The following is a 21,948-nucleotide window of genomic DNA, read 5'->3' as shown; positions in this document are numbered from 1 at the left end:
CATGAGCTTTTCGTACCTCGTCAAGAGAATAATTCAAATGCTCTTGACCATTTTGGTAGCGGTCACCGTCAGTTTCATACTCATAAGGGCTCTGCCGGGAGATCCGGCAGAGCGTTTCTATGGTGATCCCAGGATCCCGGAAGAAGTCAAACAGGAGATAAAGGCCGCTTTTGGTTTGGACAAACCAGTCTTGATACAGTATCTGAGCTTTTTGAAGCAGTTTTTGAAAGGTGATCTTGGGGTCTCTTACACTTACAACAGACGTGTCGTGGGTGTGGTTTTGGAAAGACTTCCATGGACCCTTCTTCTCACGGCGGTGCCTACGATTCTGGGAATGATCACATCGCTGAGTTTGGGCGTGTACATCGGTTGCAAGAGGAATTCTTTCGTCGACAAGTTGGTCCGTTACGTGGCGTTCGCACTCCATTCGGTTCCAACCTTCTGGTTTGCGCTCTTGCTCGTTTTGCTTTTCTCTTTCAAACTCGGCTGGTTCCCACTTCAGGGTATGATCGATCCTTCTGCGAAGGGTTTTTCAAGTTTCGTCAGCCTGTTGAGACACGCCTTCTTGCCTTGGCTGGTCATTTTCGTCGTCAATGTGCCTGGCTTTGCGGTGTACGTGCGAAACATGGTGATATCAATTTTGAACGAGGAATTCATTTTGACGGCGAAGGCGAAGGGGTTGACTGAAAGGCAGATAAGAAAGAGGCACATACTGAGGAATGCGCTTGGACCCCTCTTCTCGATGCTCACGTTGCGCATTGCAGGGATGCTCGGTGGAGCTGTGCTCATCGAAACTATCTTCTCTTGGAAAGGTATGGGCCTTCTCGTGTTGGAAGCATCGAGGAACTCGGATTATCCACTCTTGCAGGCAACGATCATAATAACGATCGTTTCGATCATAGTTGCGAATTTTCTTGCCGATGTGCTTCAGGCGGCTTTCGATCCGAGGGTGAGGTTCGAATGAAGAGACGAAAACCGAACTTTTTCCGCGAACTGTTCAAATCCTTTGAAGGCACGGTTGGTTTCGCGATTCTCTGTGTGATGGTTTTCTTTGCGATCTTTGCACCCATGATAGCTCCCTACGATCCTTACGACATCACACAGAGGAGCCGAAGGTTGCAACCACCTTCGCGGCAGCATATCATGGGCACGGACTGGTACGGTGTGGACATATTCAGCCAGATCGTCTACGGTGCCAGAACGTCCCTCACCGTCGGTGCGCTCACAGCAGTTGGAGTTACTGTCATAGGAGGTTTTCTCGGTGTTACTGCTGCGACCTTCGGTAGAGGGGTCGACGTCTTGATCATGAGAATCGTCGACTTCGTGATGGTGCTTCCGGGTTTACCCATAATGATAATGATCATGACCTATCTTGGGAGCAGCTTTTGGACGCTCGTGTTTGTGCTCGTCGTTTTTGGTTGGGCGGGCATCTCCAGGGTCGTGCGTGCGATCGTGCTCTCCGAGAAGAGAAGAGGCTACGTTGAGGCTGCCATCTGTGCCGGAGCGAGTAAGTGGTACATCTTGAAAAAGCACCTCTTACCGGCGTCTTATTCGGTGCTGGTCGTGAACGCCGCCTTCTCAGCGGCGGGCGCAATGCTCGCAGAGGCGGGGCTTTCCTTCTTGGGTTTTTCCGATCCACGCGTCGTGTCCTGGGGAAAGATGCTCAGCCTGGCGAGGACTTGCAACGCGCTCGTTCTCGGCGCTTGGTGGTGGATACTCTTCCCAGGATTGGCCATATTCTTGGCTTCTTTTTCCATCATGTCTCTGGGTGTGGCGAGCGAGAGGATACTCAATCCGAAGATCTCTAACAGGAGGGAGTAGTGTGAGGATCGAAAACGGTACGGTCCGATTAACGGTTCGTGGGCAAGAGAGAATTTACAAACTCCATGAGTTGGACGGGGAGTTCTTCAACTGGCAGATCCAGACTCGAACAAAGAGTCTGAAGATCTTTCTCGGTTTGGAGAAGGGTGTTCCCAACTTCTCACCACACACGGTCGTCATGTCGACGTTTTCAGACGAGGAAGAATTTCCCATCAACAGTTGTATCAAGGGCCTTGGCTTGGTGCCGAAAGAAGAGCACCTTGCAAGGCTCGCGAGCAGAGCCATGGAACTCATAGACCTTGCAAGACAAAAAGGTGTCAACGAAACCTTCAGAGAAAGAGTGAATTTCCTTTTAGAGCTTTACGAAAATCCTGATGTTTTCGATAGAAGTGTTCTCTCCATCATAGAGATGTTTTACAAGAGAAGCTACAAGAACGTTCTGAAAGATCCACGGGCAACGTTGTTGTTCTACGACCAGATGAGTGGTTACAGTGTCATGTTCAACGTGATCGTCGAATTGGTACCGAGGGGCACTGATTTCTACAACTACGTCACGGCGGTGCACGATCTTTTCCACGTGCCCAGGGATCCGAGTGTTAGGACGGACAGGTACGAGTATGTTTATAGATTTTGGCCTACTGAAGCGTACGATAAAACCCCAGGTCCGAAGGCGAGTCAGAGATTGTTCTGATCCAAGTGGCAAGTATCGTTCAAATAAACCAACCTTATTCTGTCCTGGAACTCGATCAAACTTACAGAGCCGTTGTCGAGCTTGAAGTTCCTGTGCTCGGTCAAGGATAGCCTCAGAACCCAGCAGATCAGTGTGCGCAGTGATAGGGCATGCGACACCACAACGACCGACTCGAAGGACTTTTGAAGTAATTCATTGAAGAACTGAACGATGCGGTTTTGAACGTTCTGCAGAGATTCGACTCCGTCTATCTGAGCGGCAGGATCGGTAGACCAGATTAGATACTCTCTTTCGAATCTCTGCAGCGTTTCTTGCATCGTCAAGCCGTTCCATAGGGATATTTCGCACTCTTTCAATCTTTCGTCCAGCACGACAGGAACTTTAAGCATCTCACTGATGACCTTCGCGGTCTGGTGGGCCCTTGACAGCGGGCTCGAATAAACGATCTGCACGTTCTGTTTCGAAAATCTTTCAGCGATCTTTCGAGCCTCTTCGAAACCTGCCCGGTTGAGCGGAACATCGCAGTTACCCTGCCATAAACCCAGATCGTTCCAATCCGTTCTGGCATGGCGAACGAGAAAGATTTTCAAGTCTACCACCGTCCTGTGTCGCTGATCACGATCCATTATATCCATAATGAAGACCCCCTCTCGTTTCACAGTTGAGTTTTTTGTGTTGCTGAAACATGCTGTATGTTATCTATGAACCAATAGTTGTAGATCGAGCCGAATGGATGAGAAACGCATATACTCATGATGTTGACATGAGATCGATCACTCTGTAGGCTAAGTTCGATGGTGAAAACACTTACGACTCGACAGATCCTGAGTAACATTCGTGGAATGTGTAAGTTTGGGGATACCAGCGTTTTGGCAGGTCAGGAAAGGAGAAGCGGGAAGGTCAACCGTTGGTAGAATTTTTTAATCATGGGAATTTTCCATTCGGCATGTGGGGTTGCGTTTTCAGCTTTGAAGAAGCTACAGCTGTGGACAGCGTAACAAAACCGCAGAAAATGGACATTCTCATCCACTGACAGAAACAACAACCCATCAAGTTTTCCCTTTCGGAAATGGCAAAAAAGCTTTGTGATATGTTATGGCTGCACGTTCTAATATGAACAATCCAAAGGGCAGAAACTACAAGTGTGATGTCTGTGGGTTTGGGTTTCACAGGAGTAGGAGCGGGATTGGCACTCATTAGAGGCGTAAACCTCTGTGGGCATGAAGTTAGAGTAGCTACAAAGAATCCCATTCGCTCCAGAAAACTGTGAGTGTGTCAAAACAACATGAGCCTTCTATTCGAGAGAGTTCGTTTGTCTTCTCGTGGCTGAAGACAAAAGGATCACCTTCCTGTCTATTTCAAGCAATGTCTGTTTTTAATCAATACGTTAAACAAGTGTGATCTATGGTATAGTAAAGTTAAGGCAAGACGAAAGGGGGATTTTCGTGAAGAAGTATTTGTTACTTACACTCGTACTTTTCGTGCTCGTTGTGGGCTATGCGAAGACACCCAAAGACACGCTTGTTATCGCAGGTAACACTGGTATCTTCACCACATTGGATCCAGCCGCGTGTTACGAAGGCTTTGCTATACAGATTGTGAGGGCTGCGTATGCCGGTCTAACGAAATTGCAAGTTGTTGACGGTGTAATAACACCCGTACCAGATCTTGCCGAAAGATGGGAGGTTTCACCAGACGGTACAATCTGGACTTTCTATTTGAGAGACGGCTTGATGTTTTCCAACGGAGATCCTCTTACGGCAGAAGATGTGGTTTTCTCCTTCAAACGAGTTTTAACGATCAGAAAATCTCCTGCATGGCTTTTTGAGATGCTTGGGTTGACGGCAGAGAACATGAACGAAACCATTGTTGCCGTTGATGGACGCACGGTCGTTTTGAAAACCAAACCAATGGCTCCAAACATACTTCTCTCGGTCATCGCTCCTCCCTGGGGTGGAATCGTTAATAAGAAGGTTGTGCTTGCGAATGAAATCGATGGTGATCTTGGAGAATCTTATTTACAGGACAAATCTGTCGATGCTGGTGCCGGCCCGTACGTCATTTTGGGATGGAAAAGGAATGAGGTCGTGACGATGACGGCCAATCCGAGGTACTGGGCTGGTTCAGTGCGCATCAAGAACATCGTAATTCGAGACGTTCCTGAAGAATCAACTCAGTTCTTACTTGTTCAAAAAGGAGACGTTGATGTTGCTTGGAACATAACGACAGAACAAGCGGCTCAGCTTCGAGACAACCCACTGCCGAATGTGAGACTGGTGACCACTTTATCACAGACGAGCGAATATCTTGGTATGAATGCTGGTTGGGGCCCGTTGGCTGATGAGAGAGTCAGGCTGGCCATCAAGTACGCCATAGATTACGATGCGATAATAAACAACGTAATGAGAGGTTTTGCGGTGCTCAACCAGAATTTCGTACCGATTGGATACTTTGGTTATGTCGAGATGAACCCGTACAAGAGGGATTTAGAGAAAGCAAAACAACTGCTGGCTGAGGCAGGTTATCTCGATGGCTTTGAAGTCGAACTTTTAATAGCGCCATACGATTTCAGAAAGAACGAAGCTGTTGTCATTCAATCCAACCTTGCGGATATAAACATAAAGGTTAACATAACGATCATGCCAGCGAGTGAAATGTACGCCAAATATCGTCGGCAAGGACACCAGTTGGTCCTCGCGGGTTGGCCTCCAGATTATCCAGACGTTGACAATCTCGCGAAAGCGTTCGCGAACTACAGAGTCAAGCAGCTCGCATGGCGAAACATGTGGTACGACGATTATGCGGCAGACCTTGCGGAGAAAGCAGGAATTGAACAAGATCCTGAAAAACGTGCGCAGTTGTACAAGGAATTGCAAGAGTACTGGATCTACAAAAGCCCGTTCGTCATGCTGTACCAAACCATTAATTTTTGGGCTGTCAGCAAGGATGTTCTGCATTTTGAAGAGGCCTGTCAGGGTTATCCTATGATCTTCGATTTCATCAAGATCGAGAAGCAGTAAAAGTTTCATGCTGGGTCGTACCATCTTGAGAGGATTTTGATCGTGTTCTTGTTTTGTTTGAAGCTTTCGTTCAGTGCACCGGGTTGAGGTCATGGCATATCGTCTGCTTGGATTGATGGATGTCTTTTCATGAGAGTAACTTGAACAACTGTGGCCAAATGTGGTATAGTACATTTAAACCAAGACGAAGGGGGGATTTTTGTGAAGAGGTTTTTAGTGCTGGCACTCGTAGCTCTCACACTCTTTGTGGCATATGCGAAGACGCCCAAGGACACGCTCGTGATCGCTGCCAACACGGAGATCTTCATCACGCTCGATCCGGCTGTGTGTTATGAGACCTTTGCCGCCGCAGTGGTCACCGCTGCTTATTCTGGTTTAACCAAGATCGAGCCAGTCAACGGTGTTCTGACTCCTGTTCCGGAGCTCGCAGAACGCTGGGAGGTTTCTCCAGACGGTACCGTGTGGAAGTTCTACCTGAGAAAAGGGCTCAAGTTCTCGAATGGAGATCCTCTCACGGCAGAAGACGTTGTGTTTTCGTTCAGAAGGGTACTGAAGATAAGGAAATCTCCAGCATGGTTGTTCGAAGAGCTCGGTTTGACCGCTGAGAACATGGAAGAAACGATCTACGCAGAGGATGACCATACAGTTGTTCTCAAGACCAAGCCTCTCGCAGCGAACATCGTTTTGTCTATCATTGCACCGCCATGGGGAGGAATCGTGAACAAGAAACTCGTGCTTGCGAACGAAGTGAATGGAGATCTTGGCGAAGCGTACCTGACAGACAAATCCATCGGAGCAGGAGCAGGTCCCTATGTGGTGACCGAGTGGAAGCGTAGAGAAATGATCACGATGGAAGCGAACCCGAACTACTGGCGTGGTCAACCACCGCTCAAGAAGATCATCATACGCGATGTCCCCGAGGAAACGACACAGTTCCTGCTGGTTCAAAGGGGTGACGTGGACGTAGCATGGAACATCACGACGGAACAGGCAGCACAGCTCAGAGACTCGAAGCCATCCAACATCAGACTGGTCACGACACCTGAGCAGTCCAACGAGTACATCGCAATGAACGTCGGTTGGGGTCCATTCAAGGATGAGAGAGTGCGCTTGGCGATCAAATACGCGATCGATTATGATGCGATAATCAACTCTGTCATGAGAGGTTTTGCTGTTTTGAACCAGAACTTCATGCCAATAGGTTACTTCGGTTACATCGAGTTGAACCCGTTCAAGAGGGATGTAGAGAAAGCGAAGCAACTTCTTGCTGAGGCAGGTTATCCAAACGGTTTTGAAGTTGAATTGATAACGAGCACCACAGAGATCAGAAGGAACGAAGCTGTGATCGTGCAAGCCAACCTGGCAGAGATAGGTATAAAAGCGAACATATCCTTGATGCCATCGGGAGAGATGTACAAGAAATATCGTCAGCAAGGTCATCAGATGATCATAGCGGGTTGGGGTATAGACTATCCAGATCCAGATGCGCTGGCGAAACCTTTTGCGAACTACAGAGTCAAGCAACTCGCATGGCGAAACATGTGGTACGACGATTATGCGGCAGACCTTGCGGAGAAAGCAGGAATTGAACAAGATCCTGAAAAACGTGCGCAGTTGTACAAGGAATTGCAAGAGTACTGGATCTACAAAAGCCCGTTCGTCATGCTGTACCAGCCCGTGGGATTCTGGGCGGTGAGCAACGACGTTGTGGGGTTTGAGGAAGCGTGTGAAGGTTACACACTCGTGTTTGACTTCACGAAAATAAGGAAGAAGTGATCCTGGCGGCCGGTGAAGGCCGGCCGCTTGCTCTCAATTTCTTCTAAGGAGGTCAACTCAGTCGCATGAAGCTTGCGTCTTTCATAATTAAAAGGCTTTTTCTGATGTTGCTCGTCCTTTTCGGAGTTTCCGTCTTAGTGTTCGTGATTTCCAAAGTCATTCCTGCAGATCCGGTTGGAGCGATTCTTGGGGGAAACGCACCTGTTGAATTAGTAGAAGACTTGAGAAGACGACTCGGCCTTGATAAACCATTGATCAATCAGTTCTACGATTACATGTCTGGCTTGTTGAGGGGCGATCTTGGCACATCGTTGAAAACCAACAGACCCGTGGTCAAAGACATCGCAGAGTTTTTCCCAGCCACTCTTGAACTTGCAATATCGGCGACGCTGCTCTCGATCGTTCTGGGTATCCTGCTGGGTATATTGTCGGCTGTCTATCGGAACAAATTCATAGATCATTTCTCCCGTGTTTTCTCGATACTCGGTGTGTCCATGCCAGTGTTCTGGACGGGTCTTTTGCTACTGCTTCTGTTCTATTTCCGCCTCGGTTGGTTACCCGGAGGAGGAAGACTCAGTCTGTTCGTAACACCCCCAACGAAATATACAGGTTTGTTGGTGCTCGATTCGCTTCTTTCGGGTAACATGGAGGCTTTCAAGGATGCCCTGGCTCACCTCGTCTTGCCCACGATCGTTTTGGGATACTCGGCAACTGCATCGATTGCCAGGATAACGAGAGCCAGCATGCTCGACGTTCTCCGGCAGGACTTCATCAGGACCGCTAAAGCGAAAGGTATAGGCAAACGCCTTGTTATATACAGACATGCTCTGAGGAACGCTCTCATACCTGTTGTAACGATCGTGGGTCTCACGTTTGGAGGCTTGCTCGAGGGTGCTGTACTGACAGAAACGATCTTCAGCTGGCCCGGTCTGGGCAGGTACATTGTGAACGCACTCCTTGTGCTCGACTACCCTGCGATAATGGGTGGCACGTTGTTCGTTGCGATCATATATTCACTCGTGAATCTCGTGGTGGACATCGTGTATGCAGTGCTCGATCCGAGAATGAGGATTTGAGAGGTGGTTTCGTTGGAGAACATGCAGGTTGAGAAGACGGAGATTTCGCGATGGAAACCGATAATTGAAGATTGGAAACACAGCCTTTATCTGTGGAGAAGAACCAAGCTTGCGATGGTTGGAACGTTCATCGTCATCGGTTTTCTCATCATGGCCCTTTTGGCACCGGTGCTTGCACCTTATGATCCTGTGAAAGTGGATCTGGTTAACAGGTTGAAACCACCGAGCCGACAGTTTCTTTTTGGAACGGACCAGTTCGGCAGAGACATACTGAGCAGAGTGCTGTACGGTGCAAGGATCGAGGTCTGGATCATATTGCTTGTGACGGTGATCAGCGGAACAATAGGCACAGCGATCGGTATCGTCGCGGGATACTTCGGTGGCTGGATCGATGAAGTCCTCATGCGAATCACTGATATCTTTCTGGCTTTTCCAAGGCTGATACTCGCAATGGCGCTGTCTGCTGTCCTTGGCCGTGGTTTGACCAACGCCATCATCGCGATCTCGCTCGTAGAATGGACGGTCATAGCGAGGCTGGCAAGGGCAGAAGCGATGCGCGTGAAGTCCCAACCATTCGTGGAGGCAGCGAAAGCTGTTGGTGCGAGCGATTTGAGAATTCTGCTCTTTCACGTTCTACCCATGTGCGTCTCACCGATTCTTGTGCAACTAACGATGAGAATGGGAACGATCATCCTCACTGCGGCAGGCCTTGGATTCCTTGGTCTTGGCGCCCAACCACCAACACCCGAATGGGGTGCTATCGTCAGCGATGGAAGAAGCTATCTGATAAACCATTGGTGGATTGCCACCTTTCCTGGGCTCTTCATAGCTTTAGTGGTTTTGGGATTCAATCTTTTGGGTGATGGCATCAGGGACATTCTCGATCCGAGACTGCGAAGGTGATCGAAGGTGCGCGGATCTCTCCTGAACGTAGAAAATCTGAGAGTGGTGTTCTACACCTATCGTGGGGTCATAAAGGCGCTCAACGGTGTCAGATTGTGGCTCAACGAGGAAGAAAGGCTTGCAGTGGTTGGTGAAACCGGTTGTGGAAAATCCGTAACGGCGTTGTCGATCATGAGGTTGATAGAACCACCCGGCGAAATAACGAGTGGTAAAGTTGAATTTCTCGGCGAAGATCTGTTGAGCCTGCCTGAGGAGGAGATGGAGAAAGTCAGGGGAAAGTCCATTTCCATGATTTTCCAAGAACCCGTTGCGGCGCTGAACCCTGTTTTCAAGGTGGGTTTTCAGATTGCCGAGGCGATAGCGCACAGTCAGAACATACCAATAAAAGATGCCTATCAATTGGTTCCAGAAGCCCTCACGATGGTGGGACTCGACTGGAAGAGGACGATGAATCTGTACGCTCATGAACTGAGCGGTGGCATGGCGCAGAGGGTGATGATCGCTATGGCACTGGCGGTGAAACCCAAGTTGCTGATAGCCGACGAACCCACTTCGGCGCTCGATGTGACGATTCAGGCGCAGATCCTTGAGTTGCTCGATAACCTCGTGAGAGTCGGTAAGAACGCCGTCATCTTCATTACTCACGATCTGGCGGTGGCTTCGGAATTCTGTGACAGGGTCGCGGTTATGTACGCCGGGAACGTAGTTGAAGTGGCGAAGAGCGATGAGATATTCGCGCGTCCTCTTCACCCTTACACGGTCGGTTTGATCGACTCGATACCACTCGTTGGACAGAGAAAGGAACTCAAAGGGATCGCTGGTGTGGTTCCAGACCTGGTCGATCCACCCAGTGGTTGCCGATTCCATCCAAGATGCCAAAAAGCCTTTGAAAGATGCAAGGTCGAACTTCCCGACCTGATAGAAGTCTCTGAGAACCATTTTGTGGCATGCCATCTCTACGCAGCGGGTGATCAAAATGGCAGTGTTGCTGAAAGTTGAAGGGTTGAAGAAGTATTTCGAGATCAGAAAGTCCATGTTCTCCAGGCCAATCTACGTGAAAGCGGTGAACGACGTTTCTTTCGAAATACAAAAAGGTTCGATCTTTGCAGTGGTCGGTGAATCGGGATCCGGTAAGAGCACGCTTGGCAGAACGGTGATCAAACTCATCGAACCCACCTCTGGAAAGATACTTTACGATGGACGCGACATCACACAAATTGAAAAGAAAGATTTCCTCGAGTTCAGGCGGCGAATGCAGATAGTTCAGCAGGATCCTTACAACTCGTTGCATCCAAGAAAGCTCGTCAAAGACATCGTTGGTGAAGGTCTGAAGATCCACTTCAAAATGCGTTCTGATGAGATCTACGTTCGCATAAAGGAAATTCTCGAGCTCGTCGGTATGCGCGAAGAGCACATGTTCAGATACCCTCACGAGTTCTCGGGAGGTCAGAGACAGAGGATAGCGATCGCCAGGGCGCTGGTTCTAAGGCCAGAGTTCCTGGTGTTGGACGAACCGACGTCTGCGCTGGATGTGTCGGTTCAGGCTCGAGTGCTCGCCCTGTTGAAAGAACTCAGGGAGAAGTTTGGTTTGACCTACATGTTCATCACGCACAATTTGGCAGTCGTTGACCACATGGCCACACACGTCGTCGTCATGTACCTTGGAAAGATTATGGAGATGGGTTCAAAGCAGGACATATTCGAGAGGGCCTCGCATCCTTACACGAAGGCCCTGCTCGATTCGATACCCTCCTTCGGCACGGGCAGACGCATCAGATCGATCCCGAGGGGTGAGATACCCAATCCAGCCAACCCTCCGTCCGGGTGCGTCTTTCACACGCGGTGTACCCAAGCCGTTGAAATGTGTAAGGTTGAGGAACCGAAACTCGTTGAAGTATCACCGGGTCACTTCTGCAGATGTCACTTTTGCGCTTGAGCTGTAGAAAATTCGACTTGTTCCTCCAGTTTGGCGACGTTCAAATTCACACCCGCGATGCCTTTGAATCTGCCATTTTCACGGATCGCGAAGGCGATTGTGATGACCATGTTGCCTGTTGCACGCGAACGTATCGGATCTGACATGGTCCATTCAAGATCGCTGTTCCTCAGGCGATGAAAATAGTTTCTGTCTTTGATGGAACCCTTCGTGCCTGTCGTGGTGATGAAATTTCCTTCGCTGTCGGCTATGAACGCAGCTTCGTAGATGCCTTGTTTTTCTGCGAGGAAGCGTTTGGCAATGGGTTCAAAGGCGTTCCAGTCGAGCTTCTGACACTCAGGTTTTGCAAACAACTCGGAGAGTTCTTTCACACGCTGCATGATCCATGATCTTGCCCCGGCTAAGCTTCTGAGTTTGAGCGATCTCAGAGTCAAAATCTGGGCCTTTTCTGCCAACTGGGAAGCCACCTTCTCGAGAGATGTTGCATTTTTCTCCATCTCCATGCTGAATTCCATCAGCTGTGATGCGGCGTTGGTGTTGCTGTTCACTGCGAGCTCGATCTCTCGCGTGGAGGTGACCTGACTCTCTATGGAATGAACTATTTCTTCTAAAGTCCTTGCGAAACTACCTGCCTGTTCCTTGAACTTTCCCAATTTCTCGGCGAACGTCTGACTCGTCTGAGCTGTTTCTTTCATCGTCCTGGCAACTTCCTCGTTCTTCTTCACCGAATCGGTGACCGCCTGTTCAACAGCTTGCACGTTCTCAATTATTGAACCGGCGAACTGTTTCGACTGTTCGGCGAGCTTCCTAACCTCTTCTGCGACGACGGCGAAACCTCGGCCATGCTCTCCCGCGCGCGCTGCCTCTATCGCTGCGTTGAGAGCAAGCAGGTTTGTTTGCTCTGAAATGTTCCTGATCAGTTGAACAGCCTGCACGATCGCTCCAGTTTTCTCCCTGAGATTCTCCATGGATGAGAGAAGTTCGTTCAGTTTTTCGAAAGTTTCGATGTTTTCCTTCGAAAGTTCGAGCAAGGCATCGTGTATTTGCTTCACCTCCAGTTCGAACGAGCTGAAATCCTGACGCATCCTCTGCGTATCCTCTCCCACAACCTTTGCGGTTCTCGCGATCTCGCTCGCACTGGAAGATGTTTCCTCCAGAGCGGCTGTCAAAGACTGGATCAGCTGGGAGATCTTCTTCGATTGTACTGAAAGATCTGCGGACATAGTTTGAGCTTGCTTCGAGATGTCACCGAGTTCATGAGCATCTTGTTTCAAAGTGTCTGCAGATGTGAATATCTCTTCGAAGACTCTCTCGTTGTTTGTGTCCTGAGTCACATTCTCGGTATGCCTGATGCGGTGGATCATCGATACTACCGCCAGAGCGACGAAGCAGCCTGCGACAACGAACTGTGACGATGGAAAGCCCCACAAGACTGAGACAACACCAACTGCAGCAACAGTAATAATTACAAGTCTCACGTTCGATCGCCTCCATTAGTAGATTTTATGAGCTCAAAAATATCGCTGCCCTCAGAGTCAATGGCCACTATGAGAGGAAAGTCTTTCACCTGGATTTCGTACACTGCTTCGGTCCCGAGATCTTCAAAGGCCAAAAGTTCTATGTTTTCAACATGCTCCGAGAGTGCCGCCGCGGCTCCACTCGGTGCGACAAAGTATATCCTGCGGTATTCTCGACAGAGCTTTCTCGCTATCTCGCTCCTTTGACCTTTCCCGACGGTGGCCAGGACTCCGAGTTCGAAAAGCATTTTCACATATCTATCCATTCGCTCGCTCGTCGTTGGACCTATGGAGAACCTGCCGTCCACGATTCTGGTTGGTCCAGCGTAGAAAACAATCTTTCCTTTTAGATCGATAGGCACATTTGACCCCTTTCTTAGAAGCATTTCAATCCTCTTTTGTGCAGCGTCTCTCATCACAATCATAGCACCTGTGTAGTTAATTCTTTCACCTGCTTTCAATTCTAACAGGTTCAACTTCCACCACCCCAATCCTGGAGAGATAACAGTCAAACGAAACGGCGACAGGAAGATTTGCTATATGTGTTGGTGCCTGCAGAACGTGAACAGAGAAGATCGTAGGACCAACTCCAAGGCCCTGAAAACCTATTCTCAGCTGGTTCAGTTTCTCCGAAATTCGTCGTTCGAGCGATTCGTAACGTGGATCGGGATTTACATCGCTTAAACTGTAAGTGAGTGCGAGCCTCGAAAGTAACATGGCCTTGTCTGCACTCCCACCCACGCCCACACCAACTCTGAGGGGCGGACAACCTTTCGAACCGTGCCGTGCGACGTGTTCGATTATTTTCCCCATGAGTTCCTCCTCGCCAGCTGTCGGCGACAACATGAAGAGCGTTGTCAGATTCTCACTCCCCCCGCCCTTGATCAGCAACCTGATCTGCACCTTTTCTTCGTCCCAGTGAAAGATGTGGCAGATCGAAGGCGTGTTGGTTCGAGTGTTTTTACGTTCGTAGAGTGGATCGGTCACAATGGAGTGACGGTAAGGCTTGGAGGAGTAAACCTTCTTGACAGCCTCATCGCAACTCTCTTGTATGGGTCTTTCGAAAATCGCGTTGAACGGAATGAAGATGAAGAACTCCACGAATCCTGTGTCCTGACATAAAGGAAGATCTTTGGTCCTTGCCACCTCGGCATTCCTGCGCAGCACGTCACAGAAAGGACCTTCGTAGGAGAGAACTTGCTGAAAGATCTCTTCGCGCATGATGTTGTTGGCTTCGATTATCTTTTGGGAAATCTTTCCCACGAGCTCTTCGTGCTTTATCAACAGCAATTTCACATACACTCACCTCTTTGTACCGTTTCAGTTCAGATGATACAATAGAGACGAAGGAGGTCGAAAGTGTGGAAATTGTGGAAAAACAAAAGATCATCAGGGCGCCGAGAGGAAATACCCTGACTTGTAAAAGCTGGCAAACAGAAGCAGCGATGCGCATGCTCATGAACAACCTCGATCCAGAGGTGGCGAGAGATCCGGCCAATCTGATCGTGTACGGCGGAACCGGGAAAGCCGCGCGCAACTGGGAGTGTTTCTACAAGATCGTTGAAACGCTGAAAAAACTTGAGAACGATGAAACGTTGCTCGTTCAGAGTGGAAAGCCTGTGGCGGTGTTCAAGACGCACGAATGGGCACCGAGAGTTCTGATAGCCAACTCGCTTCTGGTTCCAAAGTGGGCCACGTGGGAATACTTTAGAGAACTCGAAGAGCGCGGTTTGATAATGTTTGGACAAATGACCGCAGGTAGCTGGATCTACATCGGAACTCAGGGAATACTGCAAGGTACCTACGAGACTTTCTACGCCGTGGCCCAAAAGTACTTCAACGGTACTTTGAGAGGTAAGTTCGTCCTCACAGCTGGCCTCGGTGAGATGGGCGGTGCTCAACCTCTGGCGGTGACCATGAACGACGGTGTCATGCTCGCCGTGGAAGTGGACAAAAGAATGATCGACAGGAGATTGAAGACAGGATATCTTGACACCTGGACTGATGATCTTAACGAAGCACTGAGACTGGTCAAAGAGGCGCAGAAAGAAGGTAAACCTTTATCTGTTGCTCTGCTCGGCAACGCGGCAGAGGTCCATCCGAAACTTGTCAAGATGGGCATCATTCCAGATGTCGTGACGGATCAAACGGCAGCACACGATCCTTTGAACGGTTACGTTCCCAAGGGATTGAGCGTCGAGGAAGCCGCGGAGTTGAGAAAGAAGGACCCACAGGACTACCTCGAGAGAGTTTACGAATCCGTGGTCGAACATGTGAACGCCATCCTTGAGATGAAAAAACAGGGTGCGAAGGTGTTCGAGTATGGGAACAACATCCGAAGGCTCGCTTACGATCATGGCGTGAAGGATGCCTTCCAGATACCTGGTTATGTACCTGAGTACATAAGGGAATTGTTCGCGCAGGGTAAAGGTCCGTTCAGATGGGTTGCCCTTTCGGGCGATCCTGAGGACATCTACGCGACGGACAAAAAGGTTCTGGAGCTCTTCCCCGAGGATGAACATCTACGCAAGTGGATAGAGATGGCTCACGAGAAAGTCAAGTGGCAAGGCTTGCCTGCAAGGATCTGTTGGCTCGGTCAGGGTGAAAGAACGCTAATGGGTCTTGCGATGAATGAAATGGTGAAGAGGGGAGAACTCAAGGCGCCCATCGTGATAGGTAGAGACCATCACGACACAGGTTCTGTCGCGTCACCTTACCGTGAGACTGAGGCAATGAAGGACGGTAGCGATGCGATCGCCGATTGGCCCATTCTCAACGCTTTGCTGAACACGGCCAGCGGTGCCACCTGGGTTTCCGTACACCACGGTGGAGGTGTGGGTATTGGTTATTCGATCCACGCGGGTATGGTGATCGTCGCAGACGGAACGGATTTGGCTCGTCAGAAGCTCGAGAGAGTCTTGACGAACGATTCTGGCATCGGGGTCATAAGGCATCTCGATGCAGGTTACGAGATCGCTTTGGAAACGGCAAAGAAGAAGGGTTTGAGGTATCCAATGATGGGGTGATCATGAAGATTGGGAGGATTGTGCGATGCTGCAAGGTATCCTGGAAATGTTGAAACAGACAGCGTTCGCTCATTTCACCTTTGGAAACCTCCTCATGTTCGGAGTCGCCGCAGCTTTGCTCTACGTTGCTGTGAAGAAGGACGCCGAGCCGTTGCTACTGGTGCCGATCTCCTTTGGAATAATACTTGGAAACGTGCCGCCACAGCTGACCGGAATTCTGAACGAGGGCGGTCTTCTATGGTATCTGAACTACGGAGTGATCAAGGGCATCTATCCTCCGCTCATATTCCTGGGGATAGGTGCCCTCACAGATTTCTCCTTCATGCTCTCTTATCCGATAACCATTTTCCTCGGAGGGGCCGCACAAATCGGAATATTCACCGCGTTCATGCTCGCAAGGACCTTAGGCTTCACTTTGAAACAAGCTGGAACCATCGGAGTAATTGGTGGTGCAGATGGTCCAACGACGATCTACGTTGCAAGTCGGTTCGCTCCAGAGATACTCTCTGCCGTCGCCATAGCAGCTTATTCTTACATAGCCTTGATTCCAATCTTGCAGCCTCCTGTCTCTAAACTCTTGACGACGAAGAAGGAAAGAATGATAAGGATGGGCCCTCCAAGGAAGGTTTCCAAGTTCGAAAGGATCGTATTCCCGATAGTGGTCACGATCGTTTCGGCAGCCCTTGTGCCTCAATCCCTGTCCTTGGTTGGTATGTTGATGCTTGGTAACCTTCTCAGGGAAGTCGGTAACGTGAAGAGGCTCGTTGAGGCTGCGAGCAGGTTCATACTCGATACGGTGACAATCATACTCATGGTGTGCGTTGGAGCTTCCGCGAGGGCGGACATTTTTCTCAAGCCTGAGAGTTTGAAGATATTCAGTCTGGGTGCGTTCGCGTTCGTTTGCTCGCTCACAGGAGGCATCTTGTTCGCCAAGTTCATGAACTTGTTCCTGAAGGAAAAGATCAACCCACTGATTGGAGCTGCGGGCGTCTCGGCAGTTCCAGATTCGGCACGTGTGGCACAGAAACTCGCCAGCGAAGTCGATCCAACGAACTTCATACTGATGCACGCGATGAGTCCGAACGTTGCTGGTGTGATAGGTTCAGCCGTTGCTGCGGGTGTTTTCTTGACGTTACTCAAGTGAGGAGGCGAAAAATGTGAAGAAGCAGTACGACATACACATCAACTACGAATGGTGTAAGAGATGTGGGATATGTTACAGTTTCTGTCCGACGGGAGCGTTAGCGAAAGGCGAATTACTCAAACCAATTGTCACCGATCGCAACAAGTGCATCGGCTGTTTGATGTGTGAGAACCTCTGTCCAGATTTCGCCATCGCCATCAAACAACTCGAAGTGGTCCAAGGGAGTGTTGATAATGCCTGAACGTTTACTGGTGCAGGGAAACGAAGCGTGCGCTTTAGGTGCCATAAGGGCTGGGTGTCGCTTCTACGCAGGTTATCCAATCACCCCTTCGAGCGAGATCGCCGAGGTCATGGCGCGAGAGTTACCAAAAGTTGGGGGCGTGTCATACAGATGGAAGATGAGATAGCCAGTGCCGCGGCAATCATTGGTGCATCGCTCGCAGGTGTCAAGTCCATGACTGCAACGAGTGGTCCTGGTTTCAGTTTGATGCAGGAAGCGATCGGTTATGCTGTGATGACCGAAACACCCTGTGTCTTCGTCAACGTCATGAGGGGAGGTCCTTCTACAGGTCTTCCCACACAGCCGGCTCAGGGTGACATCATGCAGGCTCGCTGGGGCACCCACGGCGATCACGAGATCATCGCACTGTATCCCTGGAGCGTTGGAGAAACCTACAGATTGATCATTACAGCATTCAACTACGCTGAGAAATACAGAACGCCCGTGATCTTTCTGATGGACGAAGTTCTTGGGCACATGCGTGAGACTTTTGAACTCCCGGACGAAAAGGAGATCGTTGTTATACCCAGACTGCAAGAAACACAACTTGAAGAAGAAGAGATCTATACACCGTTTGTTGAAAAGGATTTCGGTGAACCAACACCTGTACCGCTCGTCGAGATGGGAAAGGCGCGGTTCCACGTGTCGGGGCTCGTTCACGACGAAGCTGGTTTTCCACAATCGAGCTTTGAGGTGAGTGACAAGCTTGTACGGAGGCTCTCGAACAAGATTCGCATACATGCAGATGAGATAGCAATGTACGAAGAGTACATGACGGATGACGCGGAGATACTCGTTGTCGCATACGGTTCCGTTGCCAGAAGCGCGATCAGGGCGGTCAAGATCGCAAGGCAGAGCAAGGTCAAGGTTGGTCTCTTCAGGCCCATAAGCATCTGGCCCGTACCGGCGACGAGGCTCAAGGAGTTGCTGGGTCGTGTCGAAGCGGTCTTGTTCGCCGAGATGAACCTCGGTCAGTACGCGAAGGAAGTTTTGAGCTTGACCAAGAAGAGTTTGAAGGTCAAACTGGTAACCAAAGTCGGGGGTGTGCTCATAACGCCTGAGGAAATTCTGGATGGCATCAACGAGCTTCACTTGGAGCTGAAAGAACTCTAACGGGAGGTAAGAGGGCATGGTGAACTTGTCGGAACTGCTTTCGATAGCTTTGAACATCGAGGCGGAAGGCTACGCGTTCTACACCAATCTCGCTTCGGCTCAGACTGATGAACAATCAAAGCAACTATTTCAGAACCTGGCACAGCAAGAAAGGGAACATCAGGAGATATTCAAAAAGCTGATCAATGAATTCTCTCAACCTGATTCTTCAAAAGACAACTGGGTTTCTGAAGAGGTGGCGGGTTATTTGAAGAGCTACGCCAACATGTCCATCTTTCCGACGATGACGAAAATGAAACAGATGAGTTCAACAGAAGCTCTCAAGCTGGCTGTGGAGGTTGAGAAGGACAGCATCATATTTTACTCGGAGCTTCTTCCGTACGCAGGAAACGAAAGAGAGACGATAAAGAAGGTCATATCAGAAGAGAAGCGCCATCTGATGGATCTTCTGGCCTTGCTCTCTTGACGATCCCAACGATCCTCGGTCTGAACTTTTTTCTGAAGCGTTTATCGTAGAGCCTGAGGAGAAAAAAGTAAGCCGCAACGAGCGATATTCCAAAGAAAAAAGCGGTGAGCTCGCCGAGTTTTTTCACCGTCAACACCACGGCGAAGATGAACAGGATCGTCGGGGCGGTGTAAACGAGGAAGGCTGTTCTGGTAGCACTTACTGCTGGTGTTTCGACCAGAACGACGTCACCTTCAGCTAAATCGAGACCGTTCCTCTCAACCACGAGGCGCACCTTCTGAGCCTCACCGGTGCACAACATGTTCGCTGGGCATTTTCCACACATGGAGGTTCTGTCTCTCTCCAGTACGACGTCGTCGTTCAGGATCGTCTTCACCACCATCGTTTCACGCGCCATGGTATCGTTTCATCCTCCTTTTCTTCAAGTTTCTTCTTCACGATTCTTAAGACCTCGTACACGTTCGATCCGTTCGATCGTGTCAGGCCACCTTCTCTCGAGAGGAAGAGAGCGCTCGCGATGAGAGTTCTCAGTGGAACGTAACGTCTCGTTCCAACTCTGCCAAGCAATCTCAGCGTGAATGCCCTGAGCAATCCCGAGGCCAAAAACATCAACTGAATTCCGTATATCGGAAGGTTGCTCGTGCCAAGGTGCACGTTCGCGAGAAGTTTTGCAATCGTTCCACCTGAGAGTGCACCGATCAAACCGCCGATGCCACCGAGAGCCGCATAAGTCGCGAAGTAGGCGCTCGAAGAACTCTGTGCGACTTCCATGGGTAAAGTCAGAAAAGATAGGTTTATCGCTGACCAACCGATGGCCGTTATCACTGCGTCCGCGATCATGAGGTAACGATAAGTGAACGTGTTCATGAAAAACCACATTGGAGGCAGGAAGCTGACGATCAACACACCCACCATGGCAACGGACTTGTGTCCAATGTTATCGGAGAGCCTGCCCCAGATGAAATAGAAGATTATTGCCACAATACTGCTGAGCACACCGGTGAAACCTATGTAGGAGAACGGTACCTGCAGGTTCTTCAGGAGGTGGTAAGTGAAGAATGGGGATGTGAACGCAATCACGACGTTCCAAACGAAATAGAACGAGCAGAGTTTCATGAAATTCCTGTCCTGAAAAACGAACTTGACTTCGGCGCTCGCACTCGAGCTCTTCAGCGGGACCTCCGGCACCTTTAGCATCGCCCAGAAAGACAGAAATGTTCCGAACATCCCAATGGCTATCGCAAGCTGATAACCCAAAGGATCTTTCAATTGATCGATCAGGAGCGAGTAAACGTAGAAAAACACGAGTGATGTGAGCGATACGTAAACGTTCCTCCGACCGAAGAACGTACCCCTTTCGGATTCTGGGATCAGATCTCTCACCAAAGAAGTCCAGGCGTTTCCCGCGAGTGTTCCAAAGATCTGCGAGACGGCGAAGATCAAAACGAAGAACATGGGACTGCGTCTTTCGAACGCAAGAAACACGAGCAAAAGCGCCCAAGGCAAGCGTGAGAGCAAGTTAAAGATGTTCACGAGAGTTCTGCGTTTGGGGAACTTCTCGACAACCAAAGGGGAAAGGATCTGAAATATCTGAGCTACCATCGGAAATGACGCGGTAACTCCTATCAGAAACTCATCGAGATTGAAGGCGATCGCCAGACCTGTGAAGATGGCACCCTGAGTCAGGAGAATGTACAGTGTCGAGGCGACGCCTTCAAGGTTCAAATAAAACTTCATCCTTTGACCACGCCCAAAGGAACGAGTCTTGCCACCTTTCTACTGAGGCCCACTTGATCGACGATCTCGACCACACGGTCCACGTCTTTGTAAGTTTCCGGAGCCTCTTCGACCAGTGTCTTCTTGCCTTTGCTCATGACTTCGATGCCTTTCTGTTTCAGTTCATTCAACACTTGTTCGTAGCTGAGGCTTCGCAGCGCTGCGCGCCTCCCGAGAGTTCTGCCAGCACCGTGTGCCGTGCTGCCGTAGGACATTTCCTCAGCCTTCTTCGTGCCGACGAGCACGTAAGAAGCACTGCCCATGCTCCCTGGGATGAGCACCGGTTGACCGACATCGCTGTAAAGACTTGGAAGCAATGGATTCTTGGGCCCCAAGGACCTGGTCGCGCCTTTCCTATGGACGATCAATTTTCTGTTGTTGTAGACTTCTACCTTCGCTATGTTGTGTGCAACGTCGTAGAGCAGCCACACCTGGGCTGTGGGAAAGATTTTCAAAAGGGCCATTCGGACCGCGTGTCCAATCATCTGCCTGTTCGCGAAGGCGTAGTTCGCTGCGCAGTTCATCGCGCTGAAATACTGCTGGCCTATCGGATGTTCGAACGGGGCATTTATAAGTTGCTTATCCGGCAAATCTTTGTTGTGGTGGGCAAGTTTGTCGCGCATGATCTGTATGTAATCCGTCGCGATCTGATGGCCGAACCCTCTGCTGCCACAGTGGACGGAGATCGCGACTTGCCCTTCGAAGATGCCAAACGCTTCTGCGACCTTTGGATCGAATATCCTTTCCACCTTCTGTATCTCTATGAAATGGTTTCCCGCTCCAAGGGTACTCAGTTCGTCGAGCCCGCGTTCGAAGGCTTTGGAAGAAACGTGATCCGGATTGGCGGGCGAAAGTTTGCCCGTATCTTCTATGCGCTCGAGATCTTCCTTGAAACCATAACCGTTCTCGACAGCCCAGTGCGCACCCTCGATGCATACCTTGCGTAACGTCTTCGCACTGACCTTCACTGCACCGCTCGCACCGACTCCCACGGGAACAGCGTCGTAGATCGCTTCAACGAGTCTGCGCAACTGCGGTTTGATCTCTTCAAAGGTCAAAGAAGTCAACATCAGACGAACACCACAGTTGATGTCGAAGCCTATACCGCCCGGCGAGATGACACCATCCTTCGCGTCGAAAACTCCAACACCACCGATGGGAAAGCCGTAACCCCAGTGGATGTCGGGCATCGCCAGTGCTGCGACGATCCCCGGCATGTGTGTGACGTTCACAATCTGTTGTAAGGCTTCTTTGAACTCTGGATCGTTGATCGTCTCTTGGTCCGTGAAAACGATGGCATCCACGTTCTTACCTTTGATACTGAAGATATACTTATCGATGCGCTTGATGTCCATGAAGACCACCTCGAGGGAGGACCGAGCAAAAAGGGAGGGAAGACCCTC

At 49.9% G+C, this 21,948-nt stretch carries 20 protein-coding genes and 1 pseudogene; 14 read left to right on the top strand and 7 right to left on the bottom strand.

The window, feature by feature from the left end; genetic code table 11:
* Position 1 precedes the first annotated feature (1 nt).
* Genes AJ81_RS02295 through AJ81_RS02285 form a run of 3 tightly spaced genes read left to right on the top strand, consistent with a single transcriptional unit; the run spans position 2 to position 2,512 of the window.
* Positions 2–964 carry an ABC transporter permease gene (locus AJ81_RS02295; RefSeq protein WP_031503699.1) on the top strand — a complete coding sequence of 321 codons (963 nt, stop codon included), beginning with the start codon at positions 2–4 and terminating at the stop codon, positions 962–964.
* The gene (locus AJ81_RS02290; RefSeq protein ID WP_031503697.1) at positions 961–1,821 is read left to right on the top strand and encodes an ABC transporter permease; all 861 of its coding nucleotides are present in this window, start codon (positions 961–963) and stop codon (positions 1,819–1,821) included. Before AJ81_RS02295 ends, AJ81_RS02290 begins: the two co-directional genes overlap by 4 nt.
* A gap of 1 nt (position 1,822) precedes the next feature.
* The gene (locus tag AJ81_RS02285) at positions 1,823–2,512 is read left to right on the top strand and encodes a hypothetical protein (protein WP_031503696.1); all 690 of its coding nucleotides are present in this window, start codon (positions 1,823–1,825) and stop codon (positions 2,510–2,512) included.
* On the opposite strand, the gene AJ81_RS02280 is transcribed toward AJ81_RS02285, so the two are convergent.
* Entirely contained in the window at positions 2,497–3,147 is a 651-nt protein-coding gene (locus AJ81_RS02280; protein ID WP_231845403.1) for a histidine phosphatase family protein, read from the bottom strand. The two genes, AJ81_RS02285 and AJ81_RS02280, sit on opposite strands and share 16 nt — an antisense overlap.
* Positions 3,148–3,957: 810 nt before the next feature.
* Between AJ81_RS02280 and AJ81_RS02275 the strand changes: the two genes are divergently transcribed.
* The 6 genes from AJ81_RS02275 (at position 3,958) to AJ81_RS02250 (ending at position 11,223) form a co-directional block, all read left to right on the top strand.
* Complete coding sequence (locus AJ81_RS02275; RefSeq protein ID WP_031503693.1) at positions 3,958–5,532, top strand: ABC transporter substrate-binding protein; 1,575 nt, start codon at positions 3,958–3,960, stop codon at positions 5,530–5,532.
* A gap of 201 nt (positions 5,533–5,733) precedes the next feature.
* On the top strand, positions 5,734–7,308 hold the full coding sequence (locus AJ81_RS02270) for an ABC transporter substrate-binding protein (protein WP_038059668.1): 1,575 nt from the start codon (positions 5,734–5,736) through the stop codon (positions 7,306–7,308).
* 65 nt (positions 7,309–7,373) lie between these two features.
* Positions 7,374–8,384, top strand: coding sequence for an ABC transporter permease (locus AJ81_RS02265; protein WP_031503691.1), 1,011 nt, complete (start codon positions 7,374–7,376; stop codon positions 8,382–8,384).
* 21 nt (positions 8,385–8,405) lie between these two features.
* Entirely contained in the window at positions 8,406–9,287 is an 882-nt protein-coding gene (gene nikC / locus AJ81_RS02260; RefSeq protein ID WP_031503689.1) for a nickel transporter permease, read from the top strand.
* A 6-nt stretch (positions 9,288–9,293) separates the two neighbouring features.
* Positions 9,294–10,286 carry an ABC transporter ATP-binding protein gene (locus tag AJ81_RS02255; RefSeq protein WP_031503686.1) on the top strand — a complete coding sequence of 331 codons (993 nt, stop codon included), beginning with the start codon at positions 9,294–9,296 and terminating at the stop codon, positions 10,284–10,286.
* Positions 10,264–11,223 carry an ABC transporter ATP-binding protein gene (locus AJ81_RS02250; protein ID WP_031503684.1) on the top strand — a complete coding sequence of 320 codons (960 nt, stop codon included), beginning with the start codon at positions 10,264–10,266 and terminating at the stop codon, positions 11,221–11,223. Before AJ81_RS02255 ends, AJ81_RS02250 begins: the two co-directional genes overlap by 23 nt.
* Here the strand turns inward: AJ81_RS02250 and AJ81_RS02245 are convergent.
* The 3 genes from AJ81_RS02245 to AJ81_RS02235 are packed head-to-tail and all read right to left on the bottom strand — an operon-like array spanning position 11,208 to position 14,036.
* Complete coding sequence (locus tag AJ81_RS02245) at positions 11,208–12,701, bottom strand: methyl-accepting chemotaxis protein (protein ID WP_031503683.1); 1,494 nt, start codon at positions 12,699–12,701, stop codon at positions 11,208–11,210. The two genes, AJ81_RS02250 and AJ81_RS02245, sit on opposite strands and share 16 nt — an antisense overlap.
* Complete coding sequence (locus AJ81_RS02240) at positions 12,698–13,216, bottom strand: FumA C-terminus/TtdB family hydratase beta subunit (RefSeq protein WP_038059667.1); 519 nt, start codon at positions 13,214–13,216, stop codon at positions 12,698–12,700. The genes AJ81_RS02245 and AJ81_RS02240 overlap by 4 nt, the downstream gene beginning before the upstream one ends.
* A complete protein-coding gene (locus AJ81_RS02235) occupies positions 13,188–14,036 on the bottom strand; it encodes a fumarate hydratase (protein ID WP_231845404.1) in 849 nt (282 codons plus the stop codon). The genes AJ81_RS02240 and AJ81_RS02235 overlap by 29 nt, the downstream gene beginning before the upstream one ends.
* Before the next feature lie 71 nt (positions 14,037–14,107).
* Between AJ81_RS02235 and hutU the strand changes: the two genes are divergently transcribed.
* The 5 genes and pseudogenes from hutU to AJ81_RS02210 all read left to right on the top strand — a co-directional run bounded on the left by hutU (position 14,108) and on the right by AJ81_RS02210 (position 18,769).
* On the top strand, positions 14,108–15,766 hold the full coding sequence (gene hutU, locus AJ81_RS02230; protein WP_031503680.1) for a urocanate hydratase: 1,659 nt from the start codon (positions 14,108–14,110) through the stop codon (positions 15,764–15,766).
* Positions 15,767–15,791: 25 nt separating this feature from the next.
* Positions 15,792–16,910, top strand: coding sequence for a sodium ion-translocating decarboxylase subunit beta (locus tag AJ81_RS02225; protein WP_031503679.1), 1,119 nt, complete (start codon positions 15,792–15,794; stop codon positions 16,908–16,910).
* A gap of 13 nt (positions 16,911–16,923) precedes the next feature.
* Positions 16,924–17,151, top strand: a complete 228-nt coding sequence (locus AJ81_RS02220) for a 4Fe-4S dicluster domain-containing protein (protein ID WP_031503678.1) — start codon at positions 16,924–16,926, stop codon at positions 17,149–17,151.
* Positions 17,144–18,303, top strand: a pseudogene (locus tag AJ81_RS02215) (2-oxoacid:acceptor oxidoreductase subunit alpha). The gene AJ81_RS02220 and the pseudogene AJ81_RS02215 overlap by 8 nt, the downstream one beginning before the upstream one ends.
* Positions 18,304–18,319: 16 nt before the next feature.
* A complete protein-coding gene (locus tag AJ81_RS02210) occupies positions 18,320–18,769 on the top strand; it encodes a ferritin family protein (RefSeq protein WP_031503677.1) in 450 nt (149 codons plus the stop codon).
* Here AJ81_RS02210 and AJ81_RS02205 read toward each other — a convergent pair.
* The 3 genes from AJ81_RS02205 to AJ81_RS02195 are packed head-to-tail and all read right to left on the bottom strand — an operon-like array spanning position 18,717 to position 21,900.
* Positions 18,717–19,166 (bottom strand): SoxR reducing system RseC family protein, encoded by a 450-nt coding sequence (locus AJ81_RS02205; protein ID WP_031503675.1) that lies wholly within the window; start codon positions 19,164–19,166, stop codon positions 18,717–18,719. The two genes, AJ81_RS02210 and AJ81_RS02205, sit on opposite strands and share 53 nt — an antisense overlap.
* Complete coding sequence (locus AJ81_RS02200) at positions 19,142–20,506, bottom strand: MFS transporter (protein WP_038059664.1); 1,365 nt, start codon at positions 20,504–20,506, stop codon at positions 19,142–19,144. The genes AJ81_RS02205 and AJ81_RS02200 overlap by 25 nt, the downstream gene beginning before the upstream one ends.
* Positions 20,503–21,900 carry an RtcB family protein gene (locus tag AJ81_RS02195; RefSeq protein WP_031503671.1) on the bottom strand — a complete coding sequence of 466 codons (1,398 nt, stop codon included), beginning with the start codon at positions 21,898–21,900 and terminating at the stop codon, positions 20,503–20,505. Before AJ81_RS02195 ends, AJ81_RS02200 begins: the two co-directional genes overlap by 4 nt.
* Positions 21,901–21,948 lie beyond the last annotated feature (48 nt).

It is taken from the genome of Pseudothermotoga hypogea DSM 11164 = NBRC 106472 (assembly GCF_000816145.1).
GTDB classification, from domain to species: domain Bacteria; phylum Thermotogota; class Thermotogae; order Thermotogales; family DSM-5069; genus Pseudothermotoga_A; species Pseudothermotoga_A hypogea.
Note: the sequence above shows the minus strand (reverse complement) of the source record. Positions and strands in the feature narration are given on the sequence as shown.

What these genes read in the sequence shown, in the direction of transcription:
- AJ81_RS02290 (WP_031503697.1), top strand. Translation starts at nt 961, where the DNA reads ATGAAGAGACGAAAACCGAACTTTTTCCGCGAACTGTTCAAATCCTTT.
- AJ81_RS02265 (WP_031503691.1), top strand. Translation starts at nt 7,374, where the DNA reads ATGAAGCTTGCGTCTTTCATAATTAAAAGGCTTTTTCTGATGTTGCTC.
- AJ81_RS02250 (WP_031503684.1), top strand. Translation starts at nt 10,264, where the DNA reads ATGGCAGTGTTGCTGAAAGTTGAAGGGTTGAAGAAGTATTTCGAGATC.
- AJ81_RS02200 (WP_038059664.1), bottom strand. Translation starts at nt 20,506, where the DNA reads ATGAAGTTTTATTTGAACCTTGAAGGCGTCGCCTCGACACTGTACATT.
- AJ81_RS02210 (WP_031503677.1), top strand. Translation starts at nt 18,320, where the DNA reads ATGGTGAACTTGTCGGAACTGCTTTCGATAGCTTTGAACATCGAGGCG.
- AJ81_RS02225 (WP_031503679.1), top strand. Translation starts at nt 15,792, where the DNA reads ATGCTGCAAGGTATCCTGGAAATGTTGAAACAGACAGCGTTCGCTCAT.
- AJ81_RS02205 (WP_031503675.1), bottom strand. Translation starts at nt 19,166, where the DNA reads ATGGCGCGTGAAACGATGGTGGTGAAGACGATCCTGAACGACGACGTC.
- AJ81_RS02195 (WP_031503671.1), bottom strand. Translation starts at nt 21,900, where the DNA reads ATGGACATCAAGCGCATCGATAAGTATATCTTCAGTATCAAAGGTAAG.
- AJ81_RS02280 (WP_231845403.1), bottom strand. Translation starts at nt 3,147, where the DNA reads ATGGATATAATGGATCGTGATCAGCGACACAGGACGGTGGTAGACTTG.
- AJ81_RS02295 (WP_031503699.1), top strand. Translation starts at nt 2, where the DNA reads ATGAGCTTTTCGTACCTCGTCAAGAGAATAATTCAAATGCTCTTGACC.
- nikC (WP_031503689.1), top strand. Translation starts at nt 8,406, where the DNA reads ATGCAGGTTGAGAAGACGGAGATTTCGCGATGGAAACCGATAATTGAA.